Source organism: Bradyrhizobium sp. USDA 372, from assembly GCF_053629095.1.
In genome coordinates, this window is sequence record NZ_JBRJHR010000001.1 from 1,166,008 (window position 1) to 1,192,927 (window position 26,920).

At 65.0% G+C, this 26,920-nt stretch carries 25 protein-coding genes and 1 tRNA gene; 7 read left to right on the forward strand and 19 right to left on the reverse strand.

Annotated elements, in window-relative coordinates; translation table 11 throughout:
* Positions 1-76 precede the first annotated feature (76 nt).
* The 8 genes from AB7M16_RS05730 to AB7M16_RS05765 all read right to left on the reverse strand — a co-directional run bounded on the left by AB7M16_RS05730 (position 77) and on the right by AB7M16_RS05765 (position 8,625).
* Entirely contained in the window at positions 77-2,272 is a 2,196-nt protein-coding gene (locus AB7M16_RS05730) for a pentapeptide repeat-containing protein (RefSeq protein WP_453943353.1), read from the reverse strand.
* Between the two features lie 102 nt (positions 2,273-2,374).
* On the reverse strand, positions 2,375-3,595 hold the full coding sequence (locus AB7M16_RS05735) for an MFS transporter (RefSeq protein ID WP_453943354.1): 1,221 nt from the start codon (positions 3,593-3,595) through the stop codon (positions 2,375-2,377).
* A 131-nt stretch (positions 3,596-3,726) separates the two neighbouring features.
* A complete protein-coding gene (locus tag AB7M16_RS05740; RefSeq protein WP_453943355.1) occupies positions 3,727-4,554 on the reverse strand; it encodes a 3-keto-5-aminohexanoate cleavage protein in 828 nt (275 codons plus the stop codon).
* A gap of 117 nt (positions 4,555-4,671) precedes the next feature.
* Positions 4,672-6,069: an MFS transporter gene (locus AB7M16_RS05745; protein ID WP_439366810.1), complete on the reverse strand. Its 1,398-nt coding sequence runs from the start codon at positions 6,067-6,069 to the stop codon at positions 4,672-4,674.
* Positions 6,070-6,443: 374 nt separating this feature from the next.
* A complete protein-coding gene (locus AB7M16_RS05750; protein ID WP_172783157.1) occupies positions 6,444-6,614 on the reverse strand; it encodes a hypothetical protein in 171 nt (56 codons plus the stop codon).
* Between the two features lie 13 nt (positions 6,615-6,627).
* Entirely contained in the window at positions 6,628-6,843 is a 216-nt protein-coding gene (locus AB7M16_RS05755; protein WP_172783156.1) for a hypothetical protein, read from the reverse strand.
* Between the two features lie 58 nt (positions 6,844-6,901).
* Positions 6,902-8,236: a PQQ-dependent sugar dehydrogenase gene (locus AB7M16_RS05760; RefSeq protein WP_453943356.1), complete on the reverse strand. Its 1,335-nt coding sequence runs from the start codon at positions 8,234-8,236 to the stop codon at positions 6,902-6,904.
* The gene (locus tag AB7M16_RS05765) at positions 8,233-8,625 is read right to left on the reverse strand and encodes a DUF2231 domain-containing protein (protein WP_210268127.1); all 393 of its coding nucleotides are present in this window, start codon (positions 8,623-8,625) and stop codon (positions 8,233-8,235) included. Before AB7M16_RS05765 ends, AB7M16_RS05760 begins: the two co-directional genes overlap by 4 nt.
* 342 nt (positions 8,626-8,967) lie before the next feature.
* Between AB7M16_RS05765 and AB7M16_RS05770 the strand changes: the two genes are divergently transcribed.
* A complete protein-coding gene (locus AB7M16_RS05770) occupies positions 8,968-9,174 on the forward strand; it encodes a hypothetical protein (protein WP_453943357.1) in 207 nt (68 codons plus the stop codon).
* A gap of 241 nt (positions 9,175-9,415) precedes the next feature.
* Here AB7M16_RS05770 and AB7M16_RS05775 read toward each other — a convergent pair whose 3' ends face one another.
* The 5 genes from AB7M16_RS05775 to AB7M16_RS05795 all read right to left on the reverse strand — a co-directional run bounded on the left by AB7M16_RS05775 (position 9,416) and on the right by AB7M16_RS05795 (position 15,647).
* Complete coding sequence (locus AB7M16_RS05775; RefSeq protein WP_453943358.1) at positions 9,416-9,949, reverse strand: hypothetical protein; 534 nt, start codon at positions 9,947-9,949, stop codon at positions 9,416-9,418.
* Positions 9,950-9,988: 39 nt separating this feature from the next.
* Positions 9,989-11,302 (reverse strand): pentapeptide repeat-containing protein, encoded by a 1,314-nt coding sequence (locus AB7M16_RS05780; protein ID WP_453943359.1) that lies wholly within the window; start codon positions 11,300-11,302, stop codon positions 9,989-9,991.
* Between the two features lie 19 nt (positions 11,303-11,321).
* Complete coding sequence (locus AB7M16_RS05785) at positions 11,322-12,620, reverse strand: DUF2235 domain-containing protein (RefSeq protein WP_453943360.1); 1,299 nt, start codon at positions 12,618-12,620, stop codon at positions 11,322-11,324.
* A gap of 218 nt (positions 12,621-12,838) precedes the next feature.
* Positions 12,839-12,912: transfer RNA gene (locus AB7M16_RS05790), tRNA-Gly, on the reverse strand.
* Positions 12,913-13,244: 332 nt separating this feature from the next.
* Positions 13,245-15,647, reverse strand: a complete 2,403-nt coding sequence (locus tag AB7M16_RS05795) for an ATP-binding protein (RefSeq protein ID WP_453943361.1) — start codon at positions 15,645-15,647, stop codon at positions 13,245-13,247.
* Between the two features lie 328 nt (positions 15,648-15,975).
* Here AB7M16_RS05795 and AB7M16_RS05800 point away from each other — a divergent pair, with 328 nt between their 5' ends.
* Complete coding sequence (locus tag AB7M16_RS05800; protein WP_453943362.1) at positions 15,976-16,689, forward strand: substrate-binding periplasmic protein; 714 nt, start codon at positions 15,976-15,978, stop codon at positions 16,687-16,689.
* 11 nt (positions 16,690-16,700) lie between these two features.
* Here AB7M16_RS05800 and AB7M16_RS05805 read toward each other — a convergent pair whose 3' ends face one another.
* Both AB7M16_RS05805 and AB7M16_RS05810 read right to left on the reverse strand, forming a co-directional pair.
* On the reverse strand, positions 16,701-16,904 hold the full coding sequence (locus tag AB7M16_RS05805; RefSeq protein WP_212260352.1) for a hypothetical protein: 204 nt from the start codon (positions 16,902-16,904) through the stop codon (positions 16,701-16,703).
* A gap of 27 nt (positions 16,905-16,931) precedes the next feature.
* Positions 16,932-17,117, reverse strand: coding sequence for a hypothetical protein (locus AB7M16_RS05810; protein WP_172783149.1), 186 nt, complete (start codon positions 17,115-17,117; stop codon positions 16,932-16,934).
* A gap of 213 nt (positions 17,118-17,330) precedes the next feature.
* On the opposite strand from AB7M16_RS05810, the gene AB7M16_RS05815 reads away from it, so the two are divergent.
* A complete protein-coding gene (locus AB7M16_RS05815; protein ID WP_172783148.1) occupies positions 17,331-17,711 on the forward strand; it encodes a YciI family protein in 381 nt (126 codons plus the stop codon).
* A gap of 4 nt (positions 17,712-17,715) precedes the next feature.
* Here the strand turns inward: AB7M16_RS05815 and AB7M16_RS05820 are convergent, their stop codons facing one another.
* A complete protein-coding gene (locus AB7M16_RS05820) occupies positions 17,716-18,306 on the reverse strand; it encodes a TMEM175 family protein (protein ID WP_212260349.1) in 591 nt (196 codons plus the stop codon).
* 122 nt (positions 18,307-18,428) lie between these two features.
* Here AB7M16_RS05820 and AB7M16_RS05825 point away from each other — a divergent pair, with 122 nt between their 5' ends.
* On the forward strand, positions 18,429-20,486 hold the full coding sequence (locus tag AB7M16_RS05825) for an ATP-dependent helicase (RefSeq protein ID WP_453943363.1): 2,058 nt from the start codon (positions 18,429-18,431) through the stop codon (positions 20,484-20,486).
* A 56-nt stretch (positions 20,487-20,542) separates the two neighbouring features.
* Positions 20,543-21,523 carry an NADPH:quinone oxidoreductase family protein gene (locus AB7M16_RS05830; protein ID WP_453943364.1) on the forward strand — a complete coding sequence of 327 codons (981 nt, stop codon included), beginning with the start codon at positions 20,543-20,545 and terminating at the stop codon, positions 21,521-21,523.
* Between the two features lie 48 nt (positions 21,524-21,571).
* Here AB7M16_RS05830 and AB7M16_RS05835 read toward each other — a convergent pair whose 3' ends face one another.
* From AB7M16_RS05835 to AB7M16_RS05845, 3 genes are read right to left on the reverse strand one after another with little or no spacing between them, the layout of a single operon-like run.
* Positions 21,572-22,819: a metal-dependent hydrolase family protein gene (locus AB7M16_RS05835; protein WP_172783144.1), complete on the reverse strand. Its 1,248-nt coding sequence runs from the start codon at positions 22,817-22,819 to the stop codon at positions 21,572-21,574.
* Positions 22,820-22,836: 17 nt separating this feature from the next.
* The gene (locus tag AB7M16_RS05840) at positions 22,837-23,340 is read right to left on the reverse strand and encodes a GAF domain-containing protein (RefSeq protein WP_453943365.1); all 504 of its coding nucleotides are present in this window, start codon (positions 23,338-23,340) and stop codon (positions 22,837-22,839) included.
* Positions 23,337-24,695 (reverse strand): MFS transporter, encoded by a 1,359-nt coding sequence (locus AB7M16_RS05845; RefSeq protein WP_172783142.1) that lies wholly within the window; start codon positions 24,693-24,695, stop codon positions 23,337-23,339. Before AB7M16_RS05845 ends, AB7M16_RS05840 begins: the two co-directional genes overlap by 4 nt.
* 113 nt (positions 24,696-24,808) lie before the next feature.
* Between AB7M16_RS05845 and AB7M16_RS05850 the strand changes: the two genes are divergently transcribed.
* The gene (locus AB7M16_RS05850; RefSeq protein WP_172783141.1) at positions 24,809-25,732 is read left to right on the forward strand and encodes a LysR family transcriptional regulator; all 924 of its coding nucleotides are present in this window, start codon (positions 24,809-24,811) and stop codon (positions 25,730-25,732) included.
* Between the two features lie 136 nt (positions 25,733-25,868).
* Positions 25,869-26,900 carry an LLM class flavin-dependent oxidoreductase gene (locus tag AB7M16_RS05855; RefSeq protein WP_260379762.1) on the forward strand — a complete coding sequence of 344 codons (1,032 nt, stop codon included), beginning with the start codon at positions 25,869-25,871 and terminating at the stop codon, positions 26,898-26,900.
* Positions 26,901-26,920 lie beyond the last annotated feature (20 nt).

Genomic DNA, 26,920 nt, shown 5'->3' on the forward strand with positions numbered 1-26,920 from the left:
CGGACGCTGCTCCGCAGGGCGTTCCGCACGGCGGTATTCCGCCCGGTCCCGCGTGTTCTTCGGCACACCCCTTGGCCTACGGTGCGAAGGAAGCTGTGCTCGTCCTCACACGTTCGAGCAGAGCTCTGTCCTGCGAACTCAGCTTGTTCATTTCCGGACAGGACTTGCCGTCCAGCAAGTCGCCCGCGAATTCCTTCAGCACGTCCCTGTCCTCGAGCAGAATGTCATCGAACCGGCGCTTCAGCAACGCGCGCAGGACGTAAATGCCGCCATCGCGGCAACACGCTCGATGCAGATGCTTCGCGCGCGTCTTCAGGAAATTGGGCTCGCTCGGCGCTTTGTGCTCCAGATCTTCCCAGACTGAGGGCCGGCGAGACTCAGGCTGGTCGGACACAGCCGGATCAAGGACACTAATGCGCTTGATCGCATCGTTTCGGCGCCTGACATCGGAAATGCCGTCCTGAAGCGATTGCTTGAGCGCTTCGAACGTCTCATTCGTCCAGGGGCAAGCGTTCCCGACCATCCCCTTGCATGGCACGAATCTGTTGCCCCGATAGGTTTGATCGAAAACCGGAATGCGAACCCAGGGTTGGACGGCGGCGTCGGTCAGCGGATTTGGAGGCCTGCTTCTCCAGAAGAATGATGCCTGAAGTCTGGCCCCCTCTAATCTGGCCGCGGCGAACTCGGTGCCCTGGAGATCGGCAAAATTCAGTTTGGCCGCCGACAGATCGGAGAGCAGGAACGTTACACCGTACATTTTCGTCGTTTGCAGATCCGCACCGATCAGGGACGCGCCGCTGAGCGAGGCGCCCGGCAATTCAGCGCGAAACAGTGAGGCTCCATCCAGATTGGCCAGCTGCATCGACGCCCCATGCAGATGAGCCCGGGTCAGATCGGCCCCCTGCATTTGCGCCCCATCCAACAGGGCTCCCTGCAGCGAAGCGTTTCTCATGGAGGCTGCGCGAAGCCAGGTGCAATCATGTTTGTCGTGCGGATTGGCGAGTCTCGAAGTCAGATCGTCGACCCAGTCATGCTCCCACGGCTTTTCATTGCCGTTCGAGTCAGTCCTGACAAACTGCGTCTCGCCGCATCCGAATTGCGCACCTCGCAGGTCCGCACCGTCGAAATTGACCTCCTGAAGATAGGCCCCGGTGAAATCGACACCCGTGAACCGAGCCGCGGTCAGCACGGCCCCTTCCAGTCGCCGGCCTCGCAAGGACATCGGCTCGCTAGAGGACGACGCTGCACTGAACTCCGGCAGCACAAGGCGGTTGGACCAGACGCTTGCGGGCCTGCGCGTCACCGCATCGACGTCTCCTGCAACCAGCAGCGTATGCAGGGACAGGAATTTGGCCTCGCGCGAGTGTTGCTCGGCCTTTGCCGGAAGTGCCGGCGACACCCATGAGGCCGGGATAAACCGCAGGGCCGGCAACGCCGAATGCAGCCATTCCCCCGGGAATGTCGCAAGCGCGCCGATCATCAGTATCACCAGCGCGCTTGCCACAACCGCCCCCTCAACAGGCCACCGCAGGCTATTGCGTAACCTGAGACGCGCGATCCGTCCCCGGTTGATCGAGGGCCATATCGCCCAGATGAGAGCGAGGTCGATCACCACGGCCACCCGCTGCCACCAGGTGACTTGCTCGCTGTGATAGGCCAGGAACTGGAGCTGAAACAGCATCAGCAACCCGATCGGCAGCACGATCAAGCTGATCTGCGCAATGAGGCGAAACATTAAACCTACTCCGCCCGATCGGACGCCGGGAGGCCCGGCGACGAATTGAACGAAGACGTTGCTCGGCAATTGCCGGCGCAAGCTCGCGCGGATGTCATCATCGTCGATTTGCAGCCGGAGCTGCTGGTGGAAGGCGCCCGCCTTGTCGGCGAGCAGCATGAAATGCAGCAGCACATAGGCATGGACGACGAGGAAAAGGGCCGGCCCCATGATGAAGAAGGCGACTAGGGGCAGTTCGACATTCAGGAACGGAAGCTTGACCGATTTCTCGAACAGGAGATCGCGATGGGTCACGCTGCCGGCTGCGATGGCGAGATACAGCAGCACGAAGAGATAGCTGAGCCAGAGGCCGGCGCTGACATTTGCCGCATCGACGACCGCGCCGCGCAATGCGTCGAGATCGTTCGCCTTGGAAGCAAATGCCGGCAGGCTCGGCTTCGGCTGGGGAGACGCATGCCCGGCAGGCGAGTCCGCAGGCGCCGGATTGGTGCCTGCGGACGGCTCGGGACCTCCTTCAGGCACCACCGGATCCGTCATCGCTGAAACCGCTTTCGGACGAAGCGACCGAAATAAAGAACAAACGGCAATATCGCCGCACAAGGCGGCCCTGCCGACTTTATCCGAAAGGGGGTCGGCAATCTATGGGTGTATTCCTGACACCGCGCCGGCCGCCCCCGCCCGCGGCCGGCGTCGAGCGAGCAGGACCAGGATCAGCACCGTCGCGCAGGAGAACGCCAGCGTCAGGCCGAGCGCGCCGCGGCTGCCGAATTGGGTGAGCAGACCGACCAGGAGCGGCGGCGAGATCGCGGAGGCCAGATTGAGCGGCAGCGCGATCATCGACATCGCCTTGGCGAACTCGGCCTGGTCGTAGAACACGAGCGGGATGGTCGCCCGCGCCACCGCCATTGCGCCGCTGCCGGCGCCATAGAGCAGGATGAAGACCGCCACCGCCCAGGTGGCGCCCTCGCTTGTCATCAGCAGCAGCATGGCGATCGGCAACGCACTGCCCGCGACGAGCCCGGTGGTGATGCCGTCCCATCGCCCGCCGCCGAGGAAATCCAGCCCGCGGGCGCTGACCTGGATCACGCCCAGCATCGAGCCGAACAAAAGCGCCTGAGCCGGCGCCAGCCCCTCCGCCCGGAGCAGCTCGATCAGGATCGCGCCGGTGCCGAAATTGACGAAGGCGTTCAGCGTGATTGCGGCGACGACGAGGCCGAACGTGCTCCGTGCAATCGCGGGTGGCGGCAGCCGCTTCGCCGGCGCGGCGCCATCGTCCTTTGCGATCTTCCGGCGCGGCGCGGCGAACGCATAGAGCGGGAGGCTGACGAGGAGCATCATCGCCGCGTAGACCAGGCATGTCCCCCGCCAGCCGAGGTGACCGCTCAGGAACGAGGTCGTTGGCCAGAAGATGCTGCTGGACAGGCCCGTCACCAGCATCAGCGCGCCGATCGCGTTCTTGGCCTGCCGCCCCGCGATCTCGTTCAACATGATGTAGGCGCCGGTCGACAGCGTCGCGCTGCCGGCGATGCCGAGGATGATCCATGCGGCGAAATACAGCATCGGCTCGCGCGCGAGCGACAGCAGCACGAAGCCCGGCGCAGTGACGATCGTGCCGACCATCATGACCGTCCGCGCCCCGTGCCGCGCAAACGATTTGGCGAGCAACGGGCCGCACAGCCCCATCGAGACGTAGAGGACGGACGTCCCGGCGAACACTGCCGGCAGGCTCATGCCGAGATCGGCGGCGAGGTCGCGCCCGACGATGGCGGGAAGCCCGATCGTGCCCCATCCGACCAGCTGCGTGATCGCAAGCACCAGCAGGACCCCGATGAGCCTGCCGTCAGATTTCAAGAACTGCATTCCAAACGTCGCCTGCCCGGCAGGCGCCGAGTACGCCTGTAGCACCTGTCTACTCGGAGACTCGGCGCACCGGAACGCCGGCCGCCGAATGGCAGGCGGCAGCCGGAAGCATGTCAGGCGAGGAAGTCGCCCTACCCTGCGATGGCGAGCAGCGATCGCGCTTCGGTCGCGGTCGCAACGCGCCGGCCATGGCGCGCGACCGCCTCGCAGGCCAAGGTCACGAGCTCGGCATTGCTGGCAGCAAGGCGGGTCTTGTCGATGCGGATATTGTCCTCGAGCCCGGTGCGGACCGCGTCCGCGCCGCGGGCGAGCGCCCAGCCCATGACCTCCGCCTGGTGGCGGCCGATTCCGGCCGCGGTCCAGGTCGCCTTCGGGATCAGCCGCCTGAGCTCGCCCAGGAGAATGTCGAGCACATGCTCGTCCGCCGGCATCGCGTTCTTGACGCCCATGACGAACTGCACGTGCGGACGCGCGTCGATGAGGCCCGCCTCGATCAGGCGGCGGGCGCCATGCAGATGCGACAGATCGAAAATCTCGATTTCTGGCCGGATGCCGTTCGCCTTCATGCCGGTGGCGAGCGTCTCGACCAGCGCGGCGCTGTTCTCGTAGACGATGGTCGGAAAGTTCACCGATCCCGTCGACAGCGAGGCCATGTCGGGCTTGAGGTAGAGCGCCGATCCGCGCGCCGAGGGATCGCGGCCCCGCCCGCCGGTCGAGAACTGGACGATCATTCCGGGACAATGCTTCTTGATGCCCTCCTGCACCTGAGCAAAACGCCCGGGGTCGGAGGACGGCGTCTCGTCATCGTTGCGGACGTGGATATGGGCGAGCGTGGCGCCCGCCTCGAAGGCCTGGTGCGTCGATTCGATCTGTTCGGAGGGCAGGATCGGCACGGCCGGATTGTCCTTCTTGCGCGGAACGGAGCCGGTGATGGCGACGGCAATGACAGCGGGGTTCATCCAGCGACCTCATGATCTTCGCGCTCGCGCGCACAACGTTCGGCTCGTCTTGCTACGCGTGAAACCCTGCCGCCGCAACATTGGTCAATCGCGGCGACAGGGCCTTGTTCGTCCGGATCAGGTCGGAAGTGCGGTCGCCCGGCTTGCTGCTGCCGCACGCTGCCGCTCATAATCGGCCCGGGCCATCGGAACGGCCTGGGGATTGCCGAGATCGTCGATCTTGATCCGATAGGTTTCGCGGGCCGTGACAGCCGCCAGCGCCGCGATGACCGTGATGCCGAAGGCGATCGCCCCGACAGTCAATGGGATGTTGGCCGAGCCGGGAGGCGCCACTGTCGCGAACAGCGCAGGCAGCAATGCGGTGATCGTGGTGCCGATGTTCTGCGAGATCGCCATCGCCGACACCCTTGTGCGGGTCGGAAACAGCTCTGGATAGAAGCTCGGGAAGATCGCGTTGTAGCCCTGATAGACCACGCCCCACATCAGCAGCGACAGCAGGATGGCGAGCGGCACGTTGCGGATGCTGATGGCATAGAGATAGCCGAAGGCGAGCAGGCCGGAGAGCAGCGCGCCCACGATGATCGGAGGCTTGCGGCCGACCTTATCGGAGAGATGGCCGACGAAGGGGATGACGAACACGGCCAGCATGTTGCCGAGCACCGGGATCCAGAGATAGACGTCCTTCGCAAAGCCGATGCCATAGGCCGGCTGCACCGCATAGGCCGCGCCGAAGATGGTCGCGACGACCGGAATCACGTTCATCAGCGCCATGCAGATAACCCGGAGCATGTCGGGCCAGCTCAAGCGGATGGCCTGGACGATCGGGGCCCGCGGCGTTTCTCCGCGCTTCTCCTCTCGGGCAAAGGCCGGCGTTTCGTCGACTTCGCGGCGGATAATGTAGCCGGCGACGATGACGAAGAAGCTGAGCAGGAACGGGATCCGCCAGCCCCAGCTGTTGAAGGCCTCGGTCGGCATGTAGGCCGCCAGCGGCAGGAAGACGGCTGCCGCGAGAATTTGTCCGGCCTGCACGCCCTGAAGAGCGAAGCTCGCATAGAAGCCGCGCCGGCCGAACGGCGCGTGCTCCAGGATCATCGAGCTCGCGCCGGAGATTTCGCCGGCCACGGCAAACCCCTGCACGAGGCGCAACATCACGAGCAGGATCGGCGCCAGGATGCCGGCTTGCTGATAGGTCGGCAGCAACCCGACGGCCATGGTCGAAACGCCCATCAGGAACATGCAGACGATGAGCACGGTCTTGCGGCCATGCGTGTCGCCCCAATGACCGAGGACGAAGGCTCCGATCGGCCGCGCGACGTAGCCGACGCCATAGGTTGCAAGCGATGCGACGATCGCAACGGTGGGGTTGTCGGATGGGAAGAAGATCTGCGGGAAGATCAGCGACGCCGCCGTCGCGTAGATGAAGAAGTCGTAATATTCGAGAGCCGAGCCGATCCAGCCGCTTGCAGCAGCCTTTCTGGACTGACTCATGTCATGGATCGCACGCGTGGTAGCCATCAGAGAATGTCCTCCCGATCTGTTTTGTTTGTTGACGTCCCGTTGGCGGGCTTCGTTGGAAAATTGGGCAGCAATCCCCACGCGCTCTGCGGGGCTCCGCGAGCGCTTGGCACTGCCGGTCGGTGTCTTGAGTGAGGAGGAGCATAGGCTTTCGCCTGGATAACACAATTACCCAGTTATGCGATAAACCTAACATGATGTTATGGCGGGCGAACGCCCGCCCGGGCAGCGGCTATGCTCGGAGACCGGCGGCAGCACGCGCGATGACATCGAAGCCGACTGCCTCGATTTCAAATGCGTATACGGAAATGATGGAGGATTGCCGCGCGGCGCGTGCGATTGATCGTTTGATCAGTTAGCTGCGCAGAGCCGCGTCAAGCCGTGTGGCCGGGATCGACGTGCTTCGGCATCTTCTTCTCGCGCTGCGGCGTCATCTTGGCCGGATCGGGCGCGCCCGGCACGCCGCGCGGGCCGAGCTGTTCGCGCTGGATGTCGTCTTCGGAGCGGGATGGCTCGACGCCGTTGGGCTCACGGGGCTTGGTCATCGCGTCGTCCTTCTCAAGCGTTGTCCCGGACGCCGAGCGCGTTGCCTCCCGCCTCGCGGCCGGGCACGCTGACATGCACTTCGTGGCCCTCACGGAGGGCCAGGGAGGCCGCGGCGACCGCGGACTCGAAGGCGGCTTCCTTGGTGGCGTACCGGCTCTTGACGTCGCCGTCATGCAGCACGCCCCATTCGTCCTGCACCGGCACGATGGCGTATTGAGCGAGACCCATTGTCCAACTCCTGGCTTTGCGTTCAAAACATCGTCTGACCTTCAACGCAGGACCGGGCTTAACGTTGCGTCAGCTGCGGATGGGTCGCGCTTACCCGCCAGACCGTGTTGCCGCCGTCGTCCGCGACCAAAAGCGCGCCTGATTTGTCGATGGCGACACCGACCGGGCGGCCGCGCGCCTGGTTGTCGCTGTTGAGGAACCCCGTGACGACGTCCTGCGCCGGTCCGCTCGGCTTGCCGTCCGTGAACGGCACGAACACGACCTTGTAGCCGTTGAGCACCTGCCTGTTCCAACTGCCGTGCTCGCCGACGAAGGCGCCGCCGCGATAGGCGGCCGGCAGGCTGGTGCCGGTGTTGAAGGCGAGCCCGAGCGGGGCGACATGCGAGCTCAGCGCGTAGTCCGGCACGATCGCCTTGGCGACGAGATCCGGCCGCTCCGGCTTGACGCGGGGATCGACGTGCTGGCCGAAATAGCTGTAGGGCCAACCGTAGAAGCCGCCGTCCTTCACCGAGGTCATGTAATCGGGCACGAGATCGGGACCGAGCTCGTCGCGCTCGTTCACGACCGTCCACAATGCGCCGGTCTGCGGCTCGAAGCTGAGGCCGTTGGGATTGCGCAGGCCGCTTGCGAAGACGCGCCAGCGGCCGCTGGCGCGATCGATCTCGAGGATGGCGGCGCGGTTGTGCTCGGCCTCCAGGCCGTTCTCGGTGATGTTGCTGTTGGAGCCGACACCCGCATAGAGCTTCGAGCCGTCCGGGCTGGCGACCAGGCTCTTGGTCCAGTGATGGTTGATCGGACCGCCCGGCAGCGGCGTCAGCACCGTGCCGGGCGCGGTGATCTTCGTATCCCCTTCCGTGTAGGGATATCTGACGATGGCGTCGGTGTTGGCAACGTAGAGATCGTTGCCGACCAGCGCGACGCCGAAGGGCGAGTTGAGATGGTCGAGGAAGACGCTTTGCGTCTCCGGCACGCCGTCGCCATTGCTGTCGCGCAGCAGCGTGATGCGGTTGCTCTCGCCGCTGTCGCCGCCGGAGGTCGCCCAGGACTCGACGAAGCCCATCACGATCTCCTTGGGCCGCTTGATCGGGGCGCCCGTCGGCGCCTTGGATTCCACCACCAGCACGTCGCCGTTGGGCAGGACGTACACCGAGCGCGGGTGCTGCAGGCCTGTGGCGAAGGCCTTGGCCTGCAAGTCCTGCGCGACCGTCGGCGTCTCGTCCTTCTTCCAGCCGACGATGCGAGCGATGTGGATCGGCGGCAGCAGATATTGCTGGATCTCGGGAAGTGCCGGGTTGGCGCCGACTTGCGCATTGGGATCGCCGCTGCCGTCGTTGCAGCCAGCGAGAACCAGCAGCGACGCGCACATCAGCGCGCAGGTAATCGCAGACTTCATCGCGCAACTCCCACGCCGTGGCGATAGACCATGGCCCAGCCGAGCCATCCCGCGATCGGCAGGATCAGCACGGTGAGCGCGGACAGAACCAGCCCGCTCGGCCACACCGAGGTCCAGGCATCACGCATGTGGATCATGGTGTTGACGATCGCGACGATCAGCGCCACCGCATTGCCGATCAGATGCGGCCAGGCCGGCGCCTGCGTCCGCACCAGCCGGTTGCCGAGGAAATCGGTCAGACCCGCGATCGCCGCCATCACGCCGAAGATGACGCCGGCGAGCAGCAGCCAGGCCGAAAAATCCGCCCACATGATCTCGGCGCTTGCGACATAGGCGATGTCGGTCAGCAGCGCTCCGACGAAACACGCGATCGGGATCGGCACCAGCATGGGATGAATCGGATGACCCGCGATCTGCGCGGTGGAACGCACGCGCACGTCGTGTGGCACGATTGGCCTCGCGATTTTCAGCCTTGCCCCGACGGCGAACTCGCGCTCACGGCGAAGGTTCCTCGCGAGCTCTGCATCGCACACCGAGCCAGCCACACCGTTCACGAGGAACTGAATGCGAGATCCGAAGTCTCGAGTTCGATCATACTTCCGGAGGCCGCGGCGTGGATGAGAATAGAGCCGCTACGAAAGCAACTGCTTTGGACAGGAACGACAGCGCCGGACCGGGTTTGCCCTAGCACTTGCCCTAGCAATCAACGCGGCCACATAGCAGGATCATTCATGAGCATCGAGACCAAGAGCCCATTCGACAAGGAACCCGCCGAAGGTTCACGCGACATCATCGATCGCGAACTTCAGCGCGCCGACGAGGCCGACAAGAACAAGGTCGATCATCTCCCCGGCGTGAAGGTCAGCGGACAGCCTCAAGGCGGCGCGGTCGATCGCGCGCGGAAGGAACGCGAGAACGCGAACTCGAAAGATAAATAGAGGCTCTCAATTGCGCGCGACCGCGGTGCCGACGGAGATCGATCTGCCCGACCTTAGTGCGTATTGTCAGAGAACGCGCGTCAGACCCAGCTTTTCGCGCACCTCGTCGTCCTCAATCGTCCGGCGGCTTTGCAATTCGCCGCGATCAGGTCGCGATAAAGTGCACAGTCAACTTAGTTCCACCACAACCCGGTGGCGAATGCATGGAGGCCTGGCCGCAACGCAGCGTCTCCAAGGAACATCAGGCCGCACTCAGGAGCAGCGCGCAAATGCCGAGGACAACGGTCTGAGCCGCGGACGCTCCGAAGGTCACGATCTTGATCGTCGTCGCCAGACGCATCAGGGTGAATTTGGAGTCGCTCACGTCATGGCGCAGGAGGATGTGCGCGATCATAGCGTCTTCCACGAGATCGCAAATAATGTAGGCGGTCGGCACGATGCAGACCGCGACACAATACCACCTATCGGCCGGGTCAGGCCATGTCAGCGCGGAAACGAGCCATAGCGAGCCGGTGACGAAAAACCCTCCGACAAAGAAAATGTAGACGAGATCCAGAAGCATGATGCATCGAGCATAGGGCCTGCGGGAGGGACCATTTGCGGGCGACCGCAGCCACTGCTCGAGCGATCTTCGGGTGAGCGCCTCGCCAGTCGACGGAATGGGTCCTGGGCGTTCGAGGAAGCGAGCGCTCACATCGGCGCCGAACCTGCTCGAAATCATGGCCACGATGAACGGCCAGATGATGGCTGCCGCGGCGAACGTGATTGCGTACATCGTTCCTCCCGAAATTCGCTTAGGTGACCGATGCCTCTCTCAGCGGCGTGGCCGGTTCAGAGCTTTCGACGTCTGGGCAGTTGGCTGGCAATCACCACGCCGAACTCCGCACATCTCGACGCGCCTGAACTCGCCGGAAAAATACGGCTCCAGGCCGAGGGGCTGCGCAGCGTTGATGGTGGCGTCATTGTCCCCAAACCTACCGACGCAGACTTGTCGCAGCATCGCGGTCGTCAAACCCTTGGCGCCCCTGAAATTGGCCCGGCTGACCGTGGCGCCGCACAGATTGGCGCCGGTCAGATCTGCGTTCCTGAAATCGGCGCCTCCCAGGGAGGCGTTCTCGAAGTTGACGCCGCGAAGATCGGCATCGCGCAAATCGGTGATGAAGCAGCGATAGGTCTGCCAGACGTCCAATTTAGGAAGTGGGTTGGTCTTTCTTTCCTCTCCCTTCTTCGGAGCCGGATCGGTTTCATCGAAGCCGATGCTCTCGGCGGTGAACCGCGTCTTCACAAATTGCTTCGTCCTTTCGGATTCCTTCCACAACCAACCCGAACTCGCCGGCGAGCCTGGGACATCCCAGTCGGCCAGACTTGCGCCACCGAGATCAGCACCAAAAAGATTGGCGTATCGTAAGCTGACCCGACGCAGCTGGGCTTGCGTCATCACCGAACAAGAAAGGTCGAGCCCGCTGAGATCGAAATTGTCCAATCCGAGATTGGCCAGATTCAAGCGCCTATCGCCGGCACACAACCTGCCGCTGGGTAAACTGCGGACCCTCGATAGCACACCACCGCCGAGTTGCCGCATGGCGGCCTGAGCAGCAGGTGGCGGCTCCTCGCGGCGCTCGACGACCGGCCTTGGCCGGGTCGGATCTCCCGCGTCGCAAGTCCCGGATTCTTGCATCCGATTGGCCTTCGTTCCATCGACGACGACGCTTTCCAGGATTGTGATAGCTTGCTGCCCGAAAGCGCCGGGGCTCTCCGAGACGAGGCTGGTGATCCGCTGCGCGGCCACCAGTGCATAGGGTTTGTCCGGGGCGTCAACCAGGCTGCGGGTCGCCTCCGCAAATTGCTGGCCCCGCTCGTGATCCAGACGAAGCCTGTAGTCCGCATTCCACTGATTGCTCGTCAACCAGAGCTGGACGGCACCGGCAATGAAGGTCGCGACGAGTCCGAGCCCGGTCAGGACCTGATAGTTCGTCTGACGCAGGCGATCCTGAACCTCCAACTGCTTGATCTGATCGGCATCGAAGTGAAGCAGGACCTGCGCGCGCGGCGCCGCCCACCAGAACCAGAAAAACGCCCCGAGCAGGAAAATCGCAATGAAGACTAGCGGCACGATCAAGTAAAACATGACTAGGCTCCGCTCGCGGTTACCCGACTCTTTTCAGCCCCTGCCGCATCAACACCGTCGCCAGCAGGAGCGGTGTCGATATGGCATTCCAGTCCGCGACGGCAACATCGCCGTTCAGCTGAACCAATTGCTGGAGGGCCGACACGAGGTTGCGCGGGGCGTATGTCGCGTCAACGCCGCCAATCCTGATGGGTAGACCCAGGCGCTCGATCGCGCTGATGTGGATCGCCTCTCCGATAGGCTTGGCGTGCCTGTCGACGCAGACGTTTCGTTCGAACGGTCTGGGCGCGACAGGTACCGGCAGATTTCCGATCGAGCGGTAGACATACGGCATGAAGCGATACAGCCCCTGACGCGGTTCGTGCTGAGGCGCGGTGATGCAGCCATGAGCGAGTGCGGGCGGCGGATCCAACGGGAAGTCGTCGCCGGCAATCTGGCGAACGCGCTTGATCATCCAATCCAGGGTGATGTCTTCGAGCTGATGCGGCCCGGACCGCACATATCCGCCGCCGATGTCGGCATGGGCCCCCGCGAACCAGACCTGCTCCACGTTTGCCGGCCGTGCGGTGAAGGGCAATCGCCGCCAGAGGGTGGCTTCGAAGGCCTCCCGATGTTCGTCGATCGCCAGCGCCTGCAGGCTGTGCTCGCAGATCTCCGACAGGCCGACGTCGTGGAAGCCGTACAGGTCGCGATTCTCTTTCCAAAACGCATTCAGCGGTATCCCCAGGGCACCCACGGTGTCGAACAGGCCGAGCAACTTGACTGGAACGCTCTTCGGACCTGACGAAATCTTCCCGAGGAGTATCTCGTCACAGGGGAGGCGGTTGGCCGGATGCGTGCGATAATGCGCCCAAAGCCGCGACAAGGCCTTGGCGTCGAATTTATTGCGATAGACCAGACCGACGGCTGCCAGGCAACCCACCAACGACCGGGCGGTGTATGAGCCGCGCGAGAAGCCGAAGATGAAAATCTCATCTCCCCGGTCGTAGTGCTGGGCCAGAAAAGTGTAGGCACGGCGAACGTTTTCCGACAGGCCTGCGCCAAGGGCACCCCCGCTAAACCGGTTCAGAAAACCGCTGGTTCCAACTCCTCGCTCGTAAAAGATGACGTTGTCCCGGCCGCCCGGCTTGCCTCCCTTCAGGACGAACGTCTGCTGAGGCACGGCAGCGGTGCTGGTGACGTCGCTCGTGGCGCGCGAATGCGCGTTGGAGAGATGCTCTGCAATTCTCTGCCTGAGGCGAACGATGTTGGTGTCGGCCCCGCCATCATCGGCGTCGTTCCAAGTGCCGTCCAGCAGCAAGATGATCCGCTTCGCCACCCCAGCCCCCCGGCCTCACGGCACGCCCGGCAGAACTCGATCAATCTAGCGAGATCGTCTGCCTGCCGGCAACTTGAGGATGCTACACTTGCTCCGAGGATGTCCAGCCGGTTCGCTGTCAGCGCACAGCGAGCGCCAAAGAACACTCGAAAGGCGTCAATTGCCGTGGGATCAGCCGATACGCTCAGGTGCCGGACAATTCTGACGCGGCACGCTTTTGGAGCGGGTGAAGGGAATCGAACCCTCGTATTCAGCTTGGAAGGCTGCTGCTCTACCATTGAGCTACACCCGCGTCGGGCGATCCCCTAACACGGCTCGGCGGCGGTCTCAACTGCCGGGACGGCGGCTTTCGGCGGCTTTCCGGGGCTTTGCGCAGAGGGCTGGTTCCGACTTGGCCGCCCCGCCCCTTAACAGCGGCGGGATCGCCGCCTATATTGGAGACTTCCGCAACCAACGAAAGGAGGTGATCCAGTGTCTTATCTCAAGCGCTGTCACCTCGCTGGGATCGCCCGCTAGGCTTTGAGTAGGGCTTGGCATCGGGGCGCTCTCAGCCCTGGACCAGCGAGCAAGAAATCGGGCGCGACGGGGCCTCCCCGCCGCGCCTTTTTCGTCTGTCGGCGCGGCTCAGGCGGGCGGCTCGCCGGCAAGCACCTCGCGAATCTTCTGCGACAGGTCCGCCTTCCGGTATGGCTTGAACAGCAGCGCCACGCCGGGATCGAGATGTCCTTCGTGGACGATGGTATTGTCGGTGTAGCCGGAGGTGTAGAGCACCCTCACGCCCGGCCGGCGGAGCCTGACGGCTTCGGCCAATTCATGCCCGTTCATGCCGCCGGGCATGATGATGTCCGTGAACAGGAGATCGAATCTGGCGCCCTGGTCGACCAGCGCCAGCGCGGACGCGCCGTCGCTCGCGGCAAGCGTGCGATAGCCGAGGCCGCCGAGTTGCGCGATGACATAGCCCTGGACCAGCGGATCGTCCTCCACCACGAGTATCGTCTCCTGCCCGCGCGCCGTGGCGGGCGCCTGAACCGGGGCCGTCCTGGCCACCGCCTCGCCCTTTGCCCGCGGCAGGAACAACCGCATCACGGTGCCGCGCCCCTCCTCGCTTTCAATCGCGACGGCGCCGCCGCTCTGGCGGGCAAAGCCATAGACCATGCTCAGTCCCAGCCCGGTGCCGCGGCCGACCCCCTTGGTGGTGAAGAACGGCTCGAATACGCGCTCGCGAATGTCGGCCGGAATGCCGTGACCGGTGTCGCCGACCGCAACCATCACGAAGGCGCCGCGCACGCCCCCGCCGGCGGTCTCCGTGCCGTCGAGCTCGCGGTTCGCGGTCTCGAGGGTGAGCTTGCCGCCGCCCGGCATCGCGTCGCGCGCATTGACGGCGAGGTTGACGATCGCGGAGGACAGTTGCGACGGATCCACCATCGCGGACCAGGCCTCGTCGGCGAGCCGCGCCTCGATCTCGATTTGCTCGCCGAGCATCGGCTTCAGCAGCTTCGCGGTCTCGGCCACGAGGGCGTTGATGTCTATCTCGCGCGGCTCCAGCGGCTGGCGGCGCGCGAAGGTCAGGAGCTGCGAGGTGATCTCCGCCCCGCGCGCGGCTGCATCGTCGATCAATTGCGCGATCGCGGCGAGATCGGGCTTGTCCGCAAGCCCCTCCTGGATGATCTCGATCGTGCCGGTGATGACCGTAAGCACGTTGTTGAAATCGTGCGCCACGCCGCCGGTGAGCTGGCCGATCGCGTCCATTTTCTGGGATTGACGCAGCCGCTCCTCGATCTCGTGCTGCGCGGTGAGGTCGGTCGCGGAGCCGCGGTAGCCCAGGAAGCGTCCATCGGCGTCGAAAACCGGCTTGCCGTTGACGCTGAAATGATGCATCCGCCCGCGCGTGTCGCGTCCGCGATATTCGAATTTGCGGAACGGCTCGTGACGGTCCAGCGTCGCCAGATGCGCGCGCCATTTCTCGGGCTCGGTATCGCGATCGAGCGCCGTATCGGTGCGACGCGTGCCGAGCCGCACTTTGGGATCCATGCCGAAGGCAATCACCCGGTCAGAGAGGTAGGTGAAGCGGTGGTCCGGCCCGGTCTCCCAGAACCAGTCGGACGCGGTCTCGGCGTAGTCGCGGAAACGCTCTTCGCTCGCCCGCGCCTCCGCTTCGGCGCGCCGGCGGATGGTGAGGTCGCGCTCGAGATTGGCATTGGCCTCGCGCAGCTCGCCATAGGCCTGCTGGAGGTTCGCGCACATCGCGTTGAAGGCCTCGATCACCTTGTCGAGCTCGTCGGCATCGGAGGGCGCCCGGCGCTCCAGCCGTAACGGCGGCGGCGGCCGCGCCAGGTTGTACTTGCTGACGAACTCGGCGATGGCCACCAGATGCCGCGTCACCAGCAGATGGACCATGTAGATGATGAACAGCGAGACCAGGAAGGTCTTCGCGGCCTGGCTCGCCAGAATGACCAGGGCCCGGTTCAGCAATTGCTGATAGACCTCGCTCAGCGTGGCCTCGACGTGAAGCACGCCGATCGGGCGCGCGGTCCCCTGCACGATGGTGTTCAAGGGATAGTCGCGCGTGACGATCGAACGCGTGCCCGGTTCGCCGACCGCGATGCGGATCGGATTGGGACGATCGGCAATCTCGCGCACCTCGGCGGCACGGAGATCGGGCAGCCGCAGGATACCTTCGAGCTGGAGCTTGAGCTGGTTCTGGTCGAGATTCCACAGGCTTTCGCCGAGACTGCCGGTCGTGCTGCGGCCGATCTCGTCGAGCCGCGTCTCGATGAGACCGACCTCGCGATTGTAGTCGAGATAGAGCTGCAGCGCGGTCAGCGTCAGCGTCACGGCCGAAGAGAACAGCAGCACGGCCGCGAGCAGCCGCGGCCCTACGCCGCTGCGCGACCAGTTGATGAAGCGTGCCGGCAGCGATGAGAGCATCGTCGGCGCAAGCGCGCCGATGTCGGTCAGACCCGGCTTCGCCGCCATCGGCGAGATGGCGTGGCTGCGCTTGGCGTCCTCGTCACCTGCGTTGGCCATGCACCATGTCCCCGAAATGGCGGCTCGCTGCTGCGGTCGAGCGGTTGCAGTCTCGAGCAATCCATGAGACGCCCGTCTCGTCACCCGATGCAAGCGACATCCCGTCGGCCCGCGGCTCGAGGTCGGCAAGTCACGTCTTCCGCCCCGCAGCGGGACCGGTGGGCAAGCTACCACTGCCCGTGCTAGAATGACATCGGTGAAAGTCCGGTAGGCTCGCGGCACGAGCGGGCAGCGATCGTTGCGGCCGGCGTGCAGGCGCCAACTCCCGGTAGATCGCGCCGGCATCCGGATGCCTGGGGTAGCGATGCACGGCCGAAGGAGACGCCTGATGTGGCGGCTAGCCGTCGCCTGCCTGTCGCTGCTCGCCGCTGATCCTGCGTTGGCGCAGGACACGATCCGGCTGGCGCGCATCGCCGACATCCCCGATCAATATGTCGGCGGCGAGATGCTGCGGGCCGTCTACGCCAAGCTGAACATCAGGCTGGAGTTCGAGGACGTGCCTGGCAAGCGCGCGCTCGCATTGTCGAGCGCCGGCGAGGTCGACGGCGAGATCCAGCGGATCGGAACGCTCTCGCGCGACTACCCGACGCTGGTCCAGGTCACGCCGGCGATCAACTACATCGAGCCGGCGGTGTTCGCGACCAAGCTCCGGTTCGAGGTCGCAGGTTGGGATTCGATCAAGGACTACAGCATCGGCATCGTCCGCGGCGTCGGCTCCTCGGAAGCCGGCACACGCGGCATGGCCCGCGTCACGGCGACTAGCAGCCTCGAGAACATGGTCAGGATGCTCGATGCCGACCGCTTCGACGTGATGGTCACCGACCTCTTCAGCGGGCTCGCCACGGTGCGGAAACTCAATCTGCAGGCCAGGATCTACCCGCTCTCCCCGCCGCTCGAGCGCATCCACATCTACCACTACCTGCATGAACGCCATCGCGATCTGGTGCCTGAGGTTGGCAAGGTGATCGCTCGGATGCAGGCGAGCGGCGAGCTGGCCTCACTGCGCGAGGCCCTGGTCAGGCAGGTCTTGAGCGGGCAATGACGAATGCTGCGTCAGCCGGTGCGAAGCCGCTCGCGCAGCGCGACGGCGGCGATCAGCATGCCGACGCACCAGGCCACGACCGCGCGGTGCGGCTCCTCGCCGAGCAGCACCGTGAGCAGGCTCGTCAGAAGGCAGGGGACGATGGCCTTGCAGGTCCGGCTCGTCAGCGCGAGCAGGAACGGCATCGCCGCGATCGATATCTGCAGCACGTCCATTTCGAATGCCGGTCTTGCCGGGAGGCTTCAGAAACCGAAGATGCTGAGCACGCGCCGCCGTTTGCCGCGCCGACTCTCGACGATCCGCTCGCCGCCGTTCTCGGCGGAGCTCCCGTAATAGCGGTGATGGCCGGCCTGGTCGTGCAGATCGGCCGGCTCCGACTGTCCCGCCCGCCGCGCGTCGCAGATGATCTTGATGGTTTGACCCGACATTGCCGCCTCCAGCAAAAGCTTGTTGTTCGTGGTTCATCAGTCGCGGCCTGTTCCGGCGGCGTTCACATGGCAAGGCCGCAATTGGGTTTCAGGATGGTTTCGCCGCTTGCCGGCCACGCAATATTCTGCTTCGGGAGTGTCGGCAGGGGCTGCCGTGATGCGTCCTTGGGACTTGGGTAAAAACCACGCGCAAAAGAAAAAAGAGAGGTGACGATGCTCTACGCGATCCTGGCCTACCACGTGGAAGACGAAGTCCTGTCCTGGACACCGGAGCAGGACGCCGCGGTCGTCGCCAAAGTCATCGAGGTTCAGGCGCCCCTGCGCGCCAGCGGCCAGTTTGGACCGGCGGCCCGGCTGGATGAGACCCGGAAGGCCCGCACCTTGCGTGGCCCCGGCGCGGGAATGGTGCTGGACGGGCCGTTTGCCGAGACCAAGGAGCAGCTTCTGGGCTTCCATTTGATGCAATGCGCCACCGAGGAGGAGGCGATCGCAGCGGCGCGGAAGCTGCGTGCGGTCAATCCGACGGCGGTGTACGAGATCCGCCCGGTCAAGCTTTACGTGCCGGCCGATGGGTTCGGCGCGACATCCGGCTAAAGTCCTACGCGCCCGGCTCGGTCCGGTTGGGAAGGAAGCGCTGGATCACGATGCCGCCGAAAGCGACGAACCACAGGAAGGGTGCTGCCTGCGGCGCGAACGCCGCAACGATCGTGCCCGGAATGAACACCAGCAGCGGAAACAGCGAGGCCATGATTTCGTTGCGCCAGCCGCCGAGGATCGTCCACCACAGCCAGGCGTTGAGGCCGGCGATCGCGGTCAGATGCAAGCCGTAGAGCACGGCGACGGCGTTGCTCATGCCGTAATTGGTGTAGAGGCCGTTTGTGACAGGCAGCAGCACGATCGAGAGCAGGAAGAACAGGTTGAGGATCACGTCGCCGCGGCTGCCGATCGGCTGGCGTGCCAGCCGGCGGTGATGGCTGATCCAGAACACGCCGGAGATGATGAAGCTCAGCGCCAGCCCGGCCAGCTTGCCGGAATAGACATGGGCGAGCTCGCTCCAGCCGGGGGCGCTGGTGAACACCGCCGCCTTCGGCAGGTCGTAGGCCAACAGCGTCATGGCGACGCCGAAAATGGTGTTGCTGAGCGATTCCAGCCGCCGCATCTCGAACTGGTCGGGCTTGAGCTCGGTCATCTCGCCATGGGGTGCTGGAACCAAAGGGCCTCTTCCCCCCTAAATCCTAATTCCAGTTCCGTCCAGCCGCATTGCGCTTCGCGACGGGATCGCCGAGTCTCTTCCTTTCACCGGGGCGATTCGTGGCGACATATCTGGACACGCTCAATGCGGAGCAGCGCCGCGCCGTCGAGCATGGCGTGGCCGAGGGCTCGACCGTGGGCGGCCCCCTGCTCGTCATCGCCGGTGCCGGCTCCGGCAAGACCAACACGCTGGCCCACCGCGTCGCGCATCTGATCGTCGCGGGCGCCGATCCCCGCCGCATTCTGCTGATGACGTTCTCCCGCCGAGCCGCCGCGGAGATGGCCGGCCGGGTCGAGCGCATCGCCCGCAAGGTGCTGGGCGAGCACAACGCCGCGATCATGCGCGATGCGCTGACCTGGGCCGGCACCTTCCACGGCATCGGCGCGCGGCTGCTGCGGGAATATGCCGAGCGGATCGGCGTCGATCCCGCCTTCACCATCCATGACCGCGAGGATTCCGCCGACCTGATGAACCTGGTGCGGCACGAGCGTGGATTGTCGAAGACCGAGAGCCGCTTTCCCGCCAAGGGCACCTGCCTGTCGATCTATTCCCGCTGCGTCAATGCCGAGATGGAGATCGAGAAGGTGCTCGCCCAGCATTATCCCTGGTGCGCAGGCTGGGCCGCTGAGCTGAAGGGCCTGTTCGCCGCCTATGTCGAGGCCAAGCAGGCCCAGCACGTGCTCGATTACGACGATTTGCTGCTGTACTGGTCGCAGATGATGAGCGATGCGCTGATCACTGAGGAGATCGGCGGCCGCTTCGACCACGTGCTGGTCGACGAATATCAGGACACCAACCGCCTGCAATCCTCGATCCTGTTGGCGCTCAAGCCCAATGGGCGCGGCCTCACCGTGGTCGGCGACGACGCGCAGTCGATCTACTCGTTCCGCGCCGCCACCGTGCGCAACATCCTGGACTTTCCGCAGAGCTTCTCGCCGCGCGCGGAGATGATCACGCTCGACCGCAATTACCGCTCGACGCAAGCAGTGCTGTCGGCGGCGAACGGCGTCATCGGCCTCGCCCGCGAGCGCTTCACAAAAAATCTCTGGACCGACCGCACCTCGGGCAGCAAGCCGCAGCTCGTCACCGTGCACGACGAGGCCGACCAGGCGCGCTACATCGTCGAGGCGGTGCTGGCGAACCGCGAGCAAGGCGCGCTGCTCAAGCACCAGGCGGTGCTGTTCCGCACCTCCTCGCATTCGGGTCCGCTGGAGATCGAGCTGACCCGCCGCAACATCCCGTTCGTGAAATTCGGCGGGCTGAAATTCCTCGATGCCGCGCATGTCAAGGACGTGCTGGCCCTGTTGCGCTTCGCCGAGAATCCGCGCGACCGCGTCGCCGGCTTTCGCATCCTGCACCTGCTTCCGGGCGTCGGCCCGGCGACGGCGCAACGCGTGCTCGACCAGATGGCGGAGAGCACCGACCCGCTTGCGGCGCTCAGCCGGCTGCCGGTGCCGGCGCGCACCGGCGAGGACTGGACCAGCTTCGTCCGCACGGTCGAAAACCTTCGCTATTCGGAATGGCCCGTCGATCTCGAGCGCGTGCGGCTCTGGTACGAGCCGCATCTCGATCGCATCCACGAGGATGCCGAGACACGCCGCGCCGATCTGATGCAGCTCGAGCAAATCGCGAGCGGCTATGCCTCGCGCGAGAAGTTTTTGACCGAGCTCACGCTCGATCCGCCGGATGCGACCAGCGACAAATCAGGTCCACCCTTGCGCGACGAAGATTATCTGATCCTCTCCACTATCCACTCCGCCAAGGGCCAGGAGTGGAAATCGGTGTTCGTGCTCAACGTCGTCGACGGCTGCATGCCGTCCGATCTCGGCGCCGGCACCAGCGCCGAGCTCGAGGAGGAGCGCCGCCTGCTCTATGTCGCCGTGACCCGCGCCAAGGACGATCTCCACCTCGTCGTTCCCCAGCGCTTCTTCGTCCACGGCCAGGCCGCCAAGGGCGACCGCCACGTCTACGCCTCGCGCACCCGGTTCATCCCGGAGCAGCTGGTCTATTTGTTCGAGCGCACGGCCTGGCCGAAGGCAGCGGCGGGCGCCGCGCGCACCGCGGCGCAGGGGCCGAAGATCGACATCGGGGCAAGGATGCGCGGGATGTGGCGGTAGACGCAAGAGGCTAGTGTCGGGACCTGTCAGGATATCTGGAACAACCGAGGTCCGACATGAAAGCCGTCGTCGTCGAGCAATACGCCCCCATCGATCAGATCGAGCTGAAGGACATCCCGCCCCCGTCCATGGAGCCCGGACAGTTGCGCATTCGGGTGGAGGCGGCGGGAATCGGATTTGTCGATGGCTTAAAGATTCAAGGCCTCTATCAAACCAAGGACCCCCTTCCCTTCATCCCCGGAACGGAGTTCGCAGGGATCGTGGACGAAGCCCCGGGCAGGCCGGGAGGTTATCAACCCGGCATGCGCGTGATGGGGATGACGCGCTCGGGCGCGCTTGCCGAAGAGATCGTCGTCACCCCCGCGGCGCTCTATCCCCTGCCGGACGGCGTCGCGGCCGAGGTCGCCGCCTCGTTTCGCGCCAATTACCTGACCGCGCTCTATGCGCTCAGTGCACGCGCCTCGCTCTGCGCAGGCGAACAGCTTCTGGTGCTGGGCGCCGCCGGCGGTACGGGAGTCGCGGCAGTCCAGATCGGCAAGTTGCTCCGCGCCCGCGTAATCGCAGCGGCATCGACACCGGACAAGCGCGAGTTCGCGCAACAACACGGCGCCGACGCTGTGATCGACTACACGCAGACCGGCTGGCGCGACAAGCTGAAGGAATCGACTGGAGGACACGGCGCCGACGTGATCTTCGACCCCGTCGGTGGCGACGTCTCGGTGCAAGCCTTTCGCTCCATCGCCTGGCGCGGACGCCATCTGGCGGTTGGCTTCGCCGCCGGTGCCATCCCCGCGCTGCCGTTCAATCTGCCGCTGCTGAAAGGTGGCGCCCTGCTCGGCGTCGACCTCGCGCAGCTTCCAACGCGCGAGCCCGAGTTGCAGAAGCGCCTGATGTCGGAGCTGACGGGCTGGCTGGCCGAGGGCAAGCTGAAGCCTGTGGTCGGTCGTGTCTTTGCGCTGGACGATTTCCGGGAAGCGTTCAGGACCATGCAGACGCGTGGGGCGCTCGGTAAGATGGTCGTGCGCATCTCGAAATAGGAGCCGAAGATCGACATCGGTGCGAAGATGCCCGTGATGCGGCGGCAACTACGCGCCCAGCCGGTCGAACTGGACCTTGCCTGCCTTCATCACCAGCGGAATGTGCTCGCCCTGACCGAGCAGGCAGGCGACGTCGCGCAGCGGATTGCCGTCGACCACCAGCAGGTCCGCGATGGCTTCGGGTGCGATCCGGCCGAGCTTGCCCTCCATGCCGAGCACTTCGGCGCCGATCAATGTCGCGCTGGCGATGACGGCGCGCGGGCCGAGGATCTCGGCGCGAATGCGGAATTCGTCGCTCTGCAGGCGCTGCGACGGCCCGAGCAGGTCGCTGCCGAACCCCATCTTCACACCGGCGTCGCGATAGATTGCGAGCGAGCGCAGCCCGGCGTCGCGGACATCGGCGATCTTGGCGACGCTCTCCGGCGGCAGGCCATATTGGGCGCCCTCGTTGGCCAGCGCCTCATAGGTGACGAGCGTCGGCACGACATAGGCGCCCTTCTCGGCCATGAAACGCGCGGTCGGCGCATCGACCAGATTGCCGTGCTCGATGGTGCGCACGCCGCAGCGGACCGCGCGTTCGATGGCCGCAGCGGTATAGGCGTGGGCGAGCACATAGGTCTGGCGCCCGCGCGCCTCCTCGACGATGGCGCGGATCTCGTCCTCGGAGTAGCCGAAGGCGCCGACCGGATCGGTCGGCGAGGCGACGCCGCCGGAGGCCATGATCTTGATCTGGTCGGCTCCCATCTGCAGCTCCTCGCGCGCCGCCTTGCGCACGCCGTCGACACCGTCGGCGACGCGCGCCAGCGCGCCGACCCGCACGCAGCAGGGACATGGCGCATCGCTGGCGAGGTAATCCGAGCGTGCCCGCATGTCGCCGTGGCCGCCGGTCTGGCTGAGCGCGCGGCCGGAGACGAACAGCCGAGGACCGTCGGTCAGGCCGGTGTCGATCGCCTGCTTCAGCGCGTGGCCGGCGCCGCCCGCGTCGCGCACAGTGGTGAAGCCCCGCCGCAGCATGCCGCGCAAGAGCAGCGTCGAGCGCAGCGTCACCAGCACGTTCGGCATATGCACCTGCTGCGCCAGATTGAGCTCGACGGCGATGGCGTGAACATGCAAATCGATCAGCCCGGGCATCAGCGTCTTGCCTTTGAGGTCGATGATGCGATCTGCGCTGGCCTGGAGCGGCCGGTGCGAGACCTCCTTGATCACATCGTCCTCGACCAGCACGTGCTGTCCCTCCAGCAAATCCGGCTGGAGCGGGTCGAGCAGAGCGGCGTTCTTGAAGAGGATGCTGGTCATGGTCGTTTCCTGTCAGGTCAGGACGAAGTCGCTGTCAGCAGCGCGGGCAGCGCGAGCTGTGCAAAGGGAAGGCACGCGGCGACATCATCTTCGCCGTACCAGCCCGCCTCGTGAAGCAGATTGAGCGAGCCGAGCGTGCGCCCACGCCAGCGCACGGGCATGTTCAGCACGCTCTCGCAGCCGAGCGAGGCGATCAGCTCGTGATCGGAGAACACGGTGCGCAGATCATCCCGCGTATAGCCGATATAGGCCTCGCCGCGGTCCAGCACGGCCTCGGTCCACGGGCCCGGTGCAAGGCACTTGCGTCCGCCAGCCGGGTACGCACCAGGCAGATTGGAGTAGAGCCGCGCCAGTTCGCTGGCCGCCTCGTCATAGGTCAGGACCGTGAACAGCTTGTGCCCGATCGCCAAGTTCAAGCCTTGGTCGAGCGCAGCGAATAGAGCATCCGGCTGGTCCACCCTGCCCTGCGCCGCCGCGACGGCGCAGAGCAGCGGATCGGCCTTAAATTTCGTCCGCGTCATGCCACCTCGCCCGCCGCGATCTCCTCCAGCGAACGGCCGCGCGTCGGCACGCCCATCAGCACGACGGTGACAGCCCCGAGCAGCAGCACGGTGGTTGTGACGCCGAACACGCCGGCAAAGCCGAAGTTCGGATAGAGATAGCCGACCAGGATCGGCGAGACGATCGCGCCGATGCGACCGATTGCGGAAGCGAGCCCGGCGCCCGTGGTCCTGACCGGCGTCGGGAACACCTCGGCGGTATAGGCATAGACGCCCGCATAGGTGCCGTTCATGAAGAAGGACAGGAAGATTCCTGCCGCCATGATTTGTTGATCGCTTTGCGCGAAAGCGAGCCCGAGCGCGCTGATACCGCCGAGCACCATGTAGGTCGCGATCGTCGCCTGCCGGCCGATGCGCTCGTTGAAATACGCGGCGCTGAAATAGCCGGGGATCTGCGCGCAATAGATCGCGATCGAATAGGCGAAGCTCTTGGTGATGCTCATGCCGTTCTGGACCAGCAGGCCCGGGATCCAGACGAAGAAAGAGTAATAGCTGAAGGTGATCGCCAGCCACATGATCCAGGTCATGATGGTGATGCGCGCCTGGCGGGGCGCAACAAGCGCCGCGAAATTGGCCAGCAGCGTGCCAGCGGTCCCGGTGGGTGCCGCGACTTCGACGACCGGCGGCGGCAGGACACGGCCTTCGCGCGCAAAGCTCGCCTCGATCCGGTCGAGCACGGCTTCGGCTTCCTTCTCCCGTCCCCTGCTCTCCAGCCAGCGCGGCGATTCCGGCAGCGCCCGGCGCCACCACAACAGCATGACGACGGGCACCGCGGTGATCACCAGCACGATGCGCCAGCCGTTGTCGGAGGTGGGAACGATGAAGTAACCGAGCAAGGCCGCGGCAACGAAGCCGAAGGAGAAGAAGCCCGCGAGCGCCCCGGTGAAGCTGCCGCGATAACGCCGCGCCACGAACTCCGCGAGATAAGGCGCGATGATCGCGCTCTCCGCGCCGGTGCCCATGCCGGCCACGACGCGCGCGGCGAAGAAGGATGGCCATGTGTCGACCATCGCGCTCACGATCGATGCGGCGCAATACAGCGCCAGCGCCGACATCATCACCGCGCGGCGGCCGATCAGGTCGCCCAGCGTGCCCGCCAGCAACGCCCCGAACAGAAAGCCGATATAGGTGCTGCTGCCGAGCACGCCGATCTGCACGCTCGTCAGATTCCACGCCGTGCGCAACACCGGCAGGATGAAGGCCAGCACCGCCGCGTCCATCGCGTCGAACATGTAGCCGAGCCCGCCCATCAGCAGCAGATGCGTGTGGAAGCGTGCGAAAGGAAGGCGCTCGATGCGCGCCGATATCATCGACATGAAAGTCCCCCTCTGATGTCACGGGCCCCGGCGCGCCGCTCGGGAGGGAACCATAGACAAAGTGACATTATCGTCATAATTTATAATCATGATCTGATATATCACGATGGTGAATGTCCGTGTCGTTCCGCGCGCTCGACCTCAACCTCCTGAAAGTGTTCGAGGCGCTGATGACCGAGGGCAGCGTCACGCGCGCCGCGAATGCGTTGCGGATGACCCAGCCCGCGGTCAGCAACGCGCTCGCGCGGCTGCGCGATGCGCTCGGCGATCCCCTGTTCGTGCGGGCCGGCACCGGCATCCGCCCGACCCAGCGTGCCGTGGTGCTGTGGGAGCCGATTGGCGAGGCGCTGGAAAGCGTGCGGGGCGCGCTCGACGAGCAGGTGTTCGATCCCGCACGTGCGCAGACCGAATTCAGCCTGTCGATGTCGGACTACGTCTCCTCGCTGGTGATGCCGAACCTGCTCGACCATCTCGGCAAGGTTGCGCCGAAGTCGCGCGTTCACACCGTGCCCAATACCGTCGTCGAGATCGCCGACCAACTCGAGGACAACAGGGTGGACTGCGTGCTCAGCGTCTATGTCAACGAGGCGCAGCAGCCGGCCGCCATCCGCTCGCGCTCGCTGTGGACGGTCGACTATGCCTGCTTCATGCGGCGCGGCCATCCGCTCGCCGCCCAGAAACGGCTGAGCACGCGCACCTTCCTCAACGCTGGACATGTGGACGTGAGCCTCGCCGGCAAGACCATGCCGTCCTACGACCTCTTCCTGGCCTCGCGCGGGCTGTCCCGCAACCTCGTCGCGACCGTCAATCATTACAGCGCCGCCTACGAGGTCGTGCGGCAATCTGACCTGATCGCGGTGCTGCCGAGCGATCTGCGCTCGCAATCAAGGCATGCACCGCTTCTGCACGCCATGCCGCTTCCGCTCAAAGCGCCGCCACGCATCGTCAGCCTGTTCTGGCACCAGCGCAACGACACCGTGCCGGCGCAGCGCTGGCTGCGCGAGACCCTGGTCGAGATGTTCGCCAGATCCGATTGAGCCCACCGGTTCGATGTAGAATCGGAAACGTTGCCTTTCCCGGATCAGCATTGTCGAAGCCGCCTCCCCGCCCTAGCTGGACGGCAACTATTTCCCTCCCATAAGGGGCCTGTCGCGCCCCACAGAGACCTCATCGATGACCACACCGCTCGAATTCGGACTGGATACCTTTGGCGACGTCACGAGAGATGCGTCCGGCGCCCTGATCTCGCATGCGCAGGTGATCCGCAACGTCGTCGATGAAGCGGTGCTGGCCGACGAGCTCGGCCTCGACTTCATCGGCCTCGGCGAGCATCATCGCGCCGATTTCGCGATCTCCTCGCCTGAAACCGTGCTCGCGGCGATCGCATCGCGCACCAAACGCATCCACCTCGGCTCGGCGGTGACGGTGCTGTCCTCGGACGATCCCATCCGCGTGTTCCAGCGCTTTGCCACGCTGGATGCGGTTTCGAACGGACGCGCCGAGGTGATCCTCGGCCGCGGCTCGTTCACCGAATCCTTCCCGCTGTTCGGCTTCGACCTGCGCAAATACGAAGAGCTGTTCGAGGAGAAGCTCGATCTGTTCGCCGCGCTGTTGTCGCAGCAGCCGGTCACCTGGCAAGGCAAGCTGCGTCCGCCGCTGCGGGATCAGCTGGTCTATCCGCCGGTCGAGAACGGCACGCTGAAAACCTGGATCGGCGTCGGCGGCAGTCCGCAATCGGTGGTGCGCGCTGCGCATTATGACCTGCCCCTGATGCTCGCGATCATCGGCGGCGATCCCGCCCGCTTTGCGCCCTATGTCGAGCTCTATCATCGCGCCTTCAAGGAATTCGGCCGCCCGGCCCAGCCGATCGGCGTGCATTCGCCCGGCTATGTCGCCGAGACGGATGCGCAGGCGCGCGAGGAGCTGTGGCCCGACTACAAGGCGATGCGCGACCGCATCGGCAAGGAGCGCGGCTGGCCGCCGATGGGACGCGACGAGTTCGTCCATGAGGCCGAGCATGGCTCGCTCTATGTCGGCGCGCCGGAAACGGTGGCGCGCAAGATCGCGAAGACCGCCAAGGCGCTCGGCATTTCGCGGTTTCAGTTGAAGTATTCGGCGGGACCATTGCCGCACGAGAAGCTGATGCGGAGCATCGAGCTCTACGGGCGGAAGGTGGTGCCGATGGTGCGGGAGATGATGGGGTAGTGGAATGTTCGTCTTCGCTT

Coding starts and splice junctions, on each gene's coding strand:
- AB7M16_RS05815 (WP_172783148.1), top strand. CDS start 17,331: ATGCTCTACGCGATCCTGGCCTACCACGTGGAAGACGAAGTCCTGTCC.
- AB7M16_RS05745 (WP_439366810.1), bottom strand. CDS start 6,069: ATGGCTACCACGCGTGCGATCCATGACATGAGTCAGTCCAGAAAGGCT.
- AB7M16_RS05765 (WP_210268127.1), bottom strand. CDS start 8,625: ATGCTGGTGCCGATCCCGATCGCGTGTTTCGTCGGAGCGCTGCTGACC.
- AB7M16_RS05750 (WP_172783157.1), bottom strand. CDS start 6,614: ATGACCAAGCCCCGTGAGCCCAACGGCGTCGAGCCATCCCGCTCCGAA.
- AB7M16_RS05810 (WP_172783149.1), bottom strand. CDS start 17,117: ATGTCGGGTCAAACCATCAAGATCATCTGCGACGCGCGGCGGGCGGGA.
- AB7M16_RS05855 (WP_260379762.1), top strand. CDS start 25,869: ATGACCACACCGCTCGAATTCGGACTGGATACCTTTGGCGACGTCACG.
- AB7M16_RS05760 (WP_453943356.1), bottom strand. CDS start 8,236: ATGAAGTCTGCGATTACCTGCGCGCTGATGTGCGCGTCGCTGCTGGTT.
- AB7M16_RS05770 (WP_453943357.1), top strand. CDS start 8,968: ATGAGCATCGAGACCAAGAGCCCATTCGACAAGGAACCCGCCGAAGGT.
- AB7M16_RS05775 (WP_453943358.1), bottom strand. CDS start 9,949: ATGTACGCAATCACGTTCGCCGCGGCAGCCATCATCTGGCCGTTCATC.
- AB7M16_RS05755 (WP_172783156.1), bottom strand. CDS start 6,843: ATGGGTCTCGCTCAATACGCCATCGTGCCGGTGCAGGACGAATGGGGC.
- AB7M16_RS05735 (WP_453943354.1), bottom strand. CDS start 3,595: ATGCAGTTCTTGAAATCTGACGGCAGGCTCATCGGGGTCCTGCTGGTG.
- AB7M16_RS05730 (WP_453943353.1), bottom strand. CDS start 2,272: ATGACGGATCCGGTGGTGCCTGAAGGAGGTCCCGAGCCGTCCGCAGGC.
- AB7M16_RS05830 (WP_453943364.1), top strand. CDS start 20,543: ATGAAAGCCGTCGTCGTCGAGCAATACGCCCCCATCGATCAGATCGAG.
- AB7M16_RS05740 (WP_453943355.1), bottom strand. CDS start 4,554: ATGAACCCCGCTGTCATTGCCGTCGCCATCACCGGCTCCGTTCCGCGC.
- AB7M16_RS05805 (WP_212260352.1), bottom strand. CDS start 16,904: ATGGACGTGCTGCAGATATCGATCGCGGCGATGCCGTTCCTGCTCGCG.
- AB7M16_RS05835 (WP_172783144.1), bottom strand. CDS start 22,819: ATGACCAGCATCCTCTTCAAGAACGCCGCTCTGCTCGACCCGCTCCAG.
- AB7M16_RS05850 (WP_172783141.1), top strand. CDS start 24,809: ATGTCCGTGTCGTTCCGCGCGCTCGACCTCAACCTCCTGAAAGTGTTC.
- AB7M16_RS05840 (WP_453943365.1), bottom strand. CDS start 23,340: ATGACGCGGACGAAATTTAAGGCCGATCCGCTGCTCTGCGCCGTCGCG.
- AB7M16_RS05795 (WP_453943361.1), bottom strand. CDS start 15,647: ATGGCCAACGCAGGTGACGAGGACGCCAAGCGCAGCCACGCCATCTCG.
- AB7M16_RS05845 (WP_172783142.1), bottom strand. CDS start 24,695: ATGTCGATGATATCGGCGCGCATCGAGCGCCTTCCTTTCGCACGCTTC.
- AB7M16_RS05820 (WP_212260349.1), bottom strand. CDS start 18,306: ATGACCGAGCTCAAGCCCGACCAGTTCGAGATGCGGCGGCTGGAATCG.
- AB7M16_RS05800 (WP_453943362.1), top strand. CDS start 15,976: ATGTGGCGGCTAGCCGTCGCCTGCCTGTCGCTGCTCGCCGCTGATCCT.
- AB7M16_RS05780 (WP_453943359.1), bottom strand. CDS start 11,302: ATGTTTTACTTGATCGTGCCGCTAGTCTTCATTGCGATTTTCCTGCTC.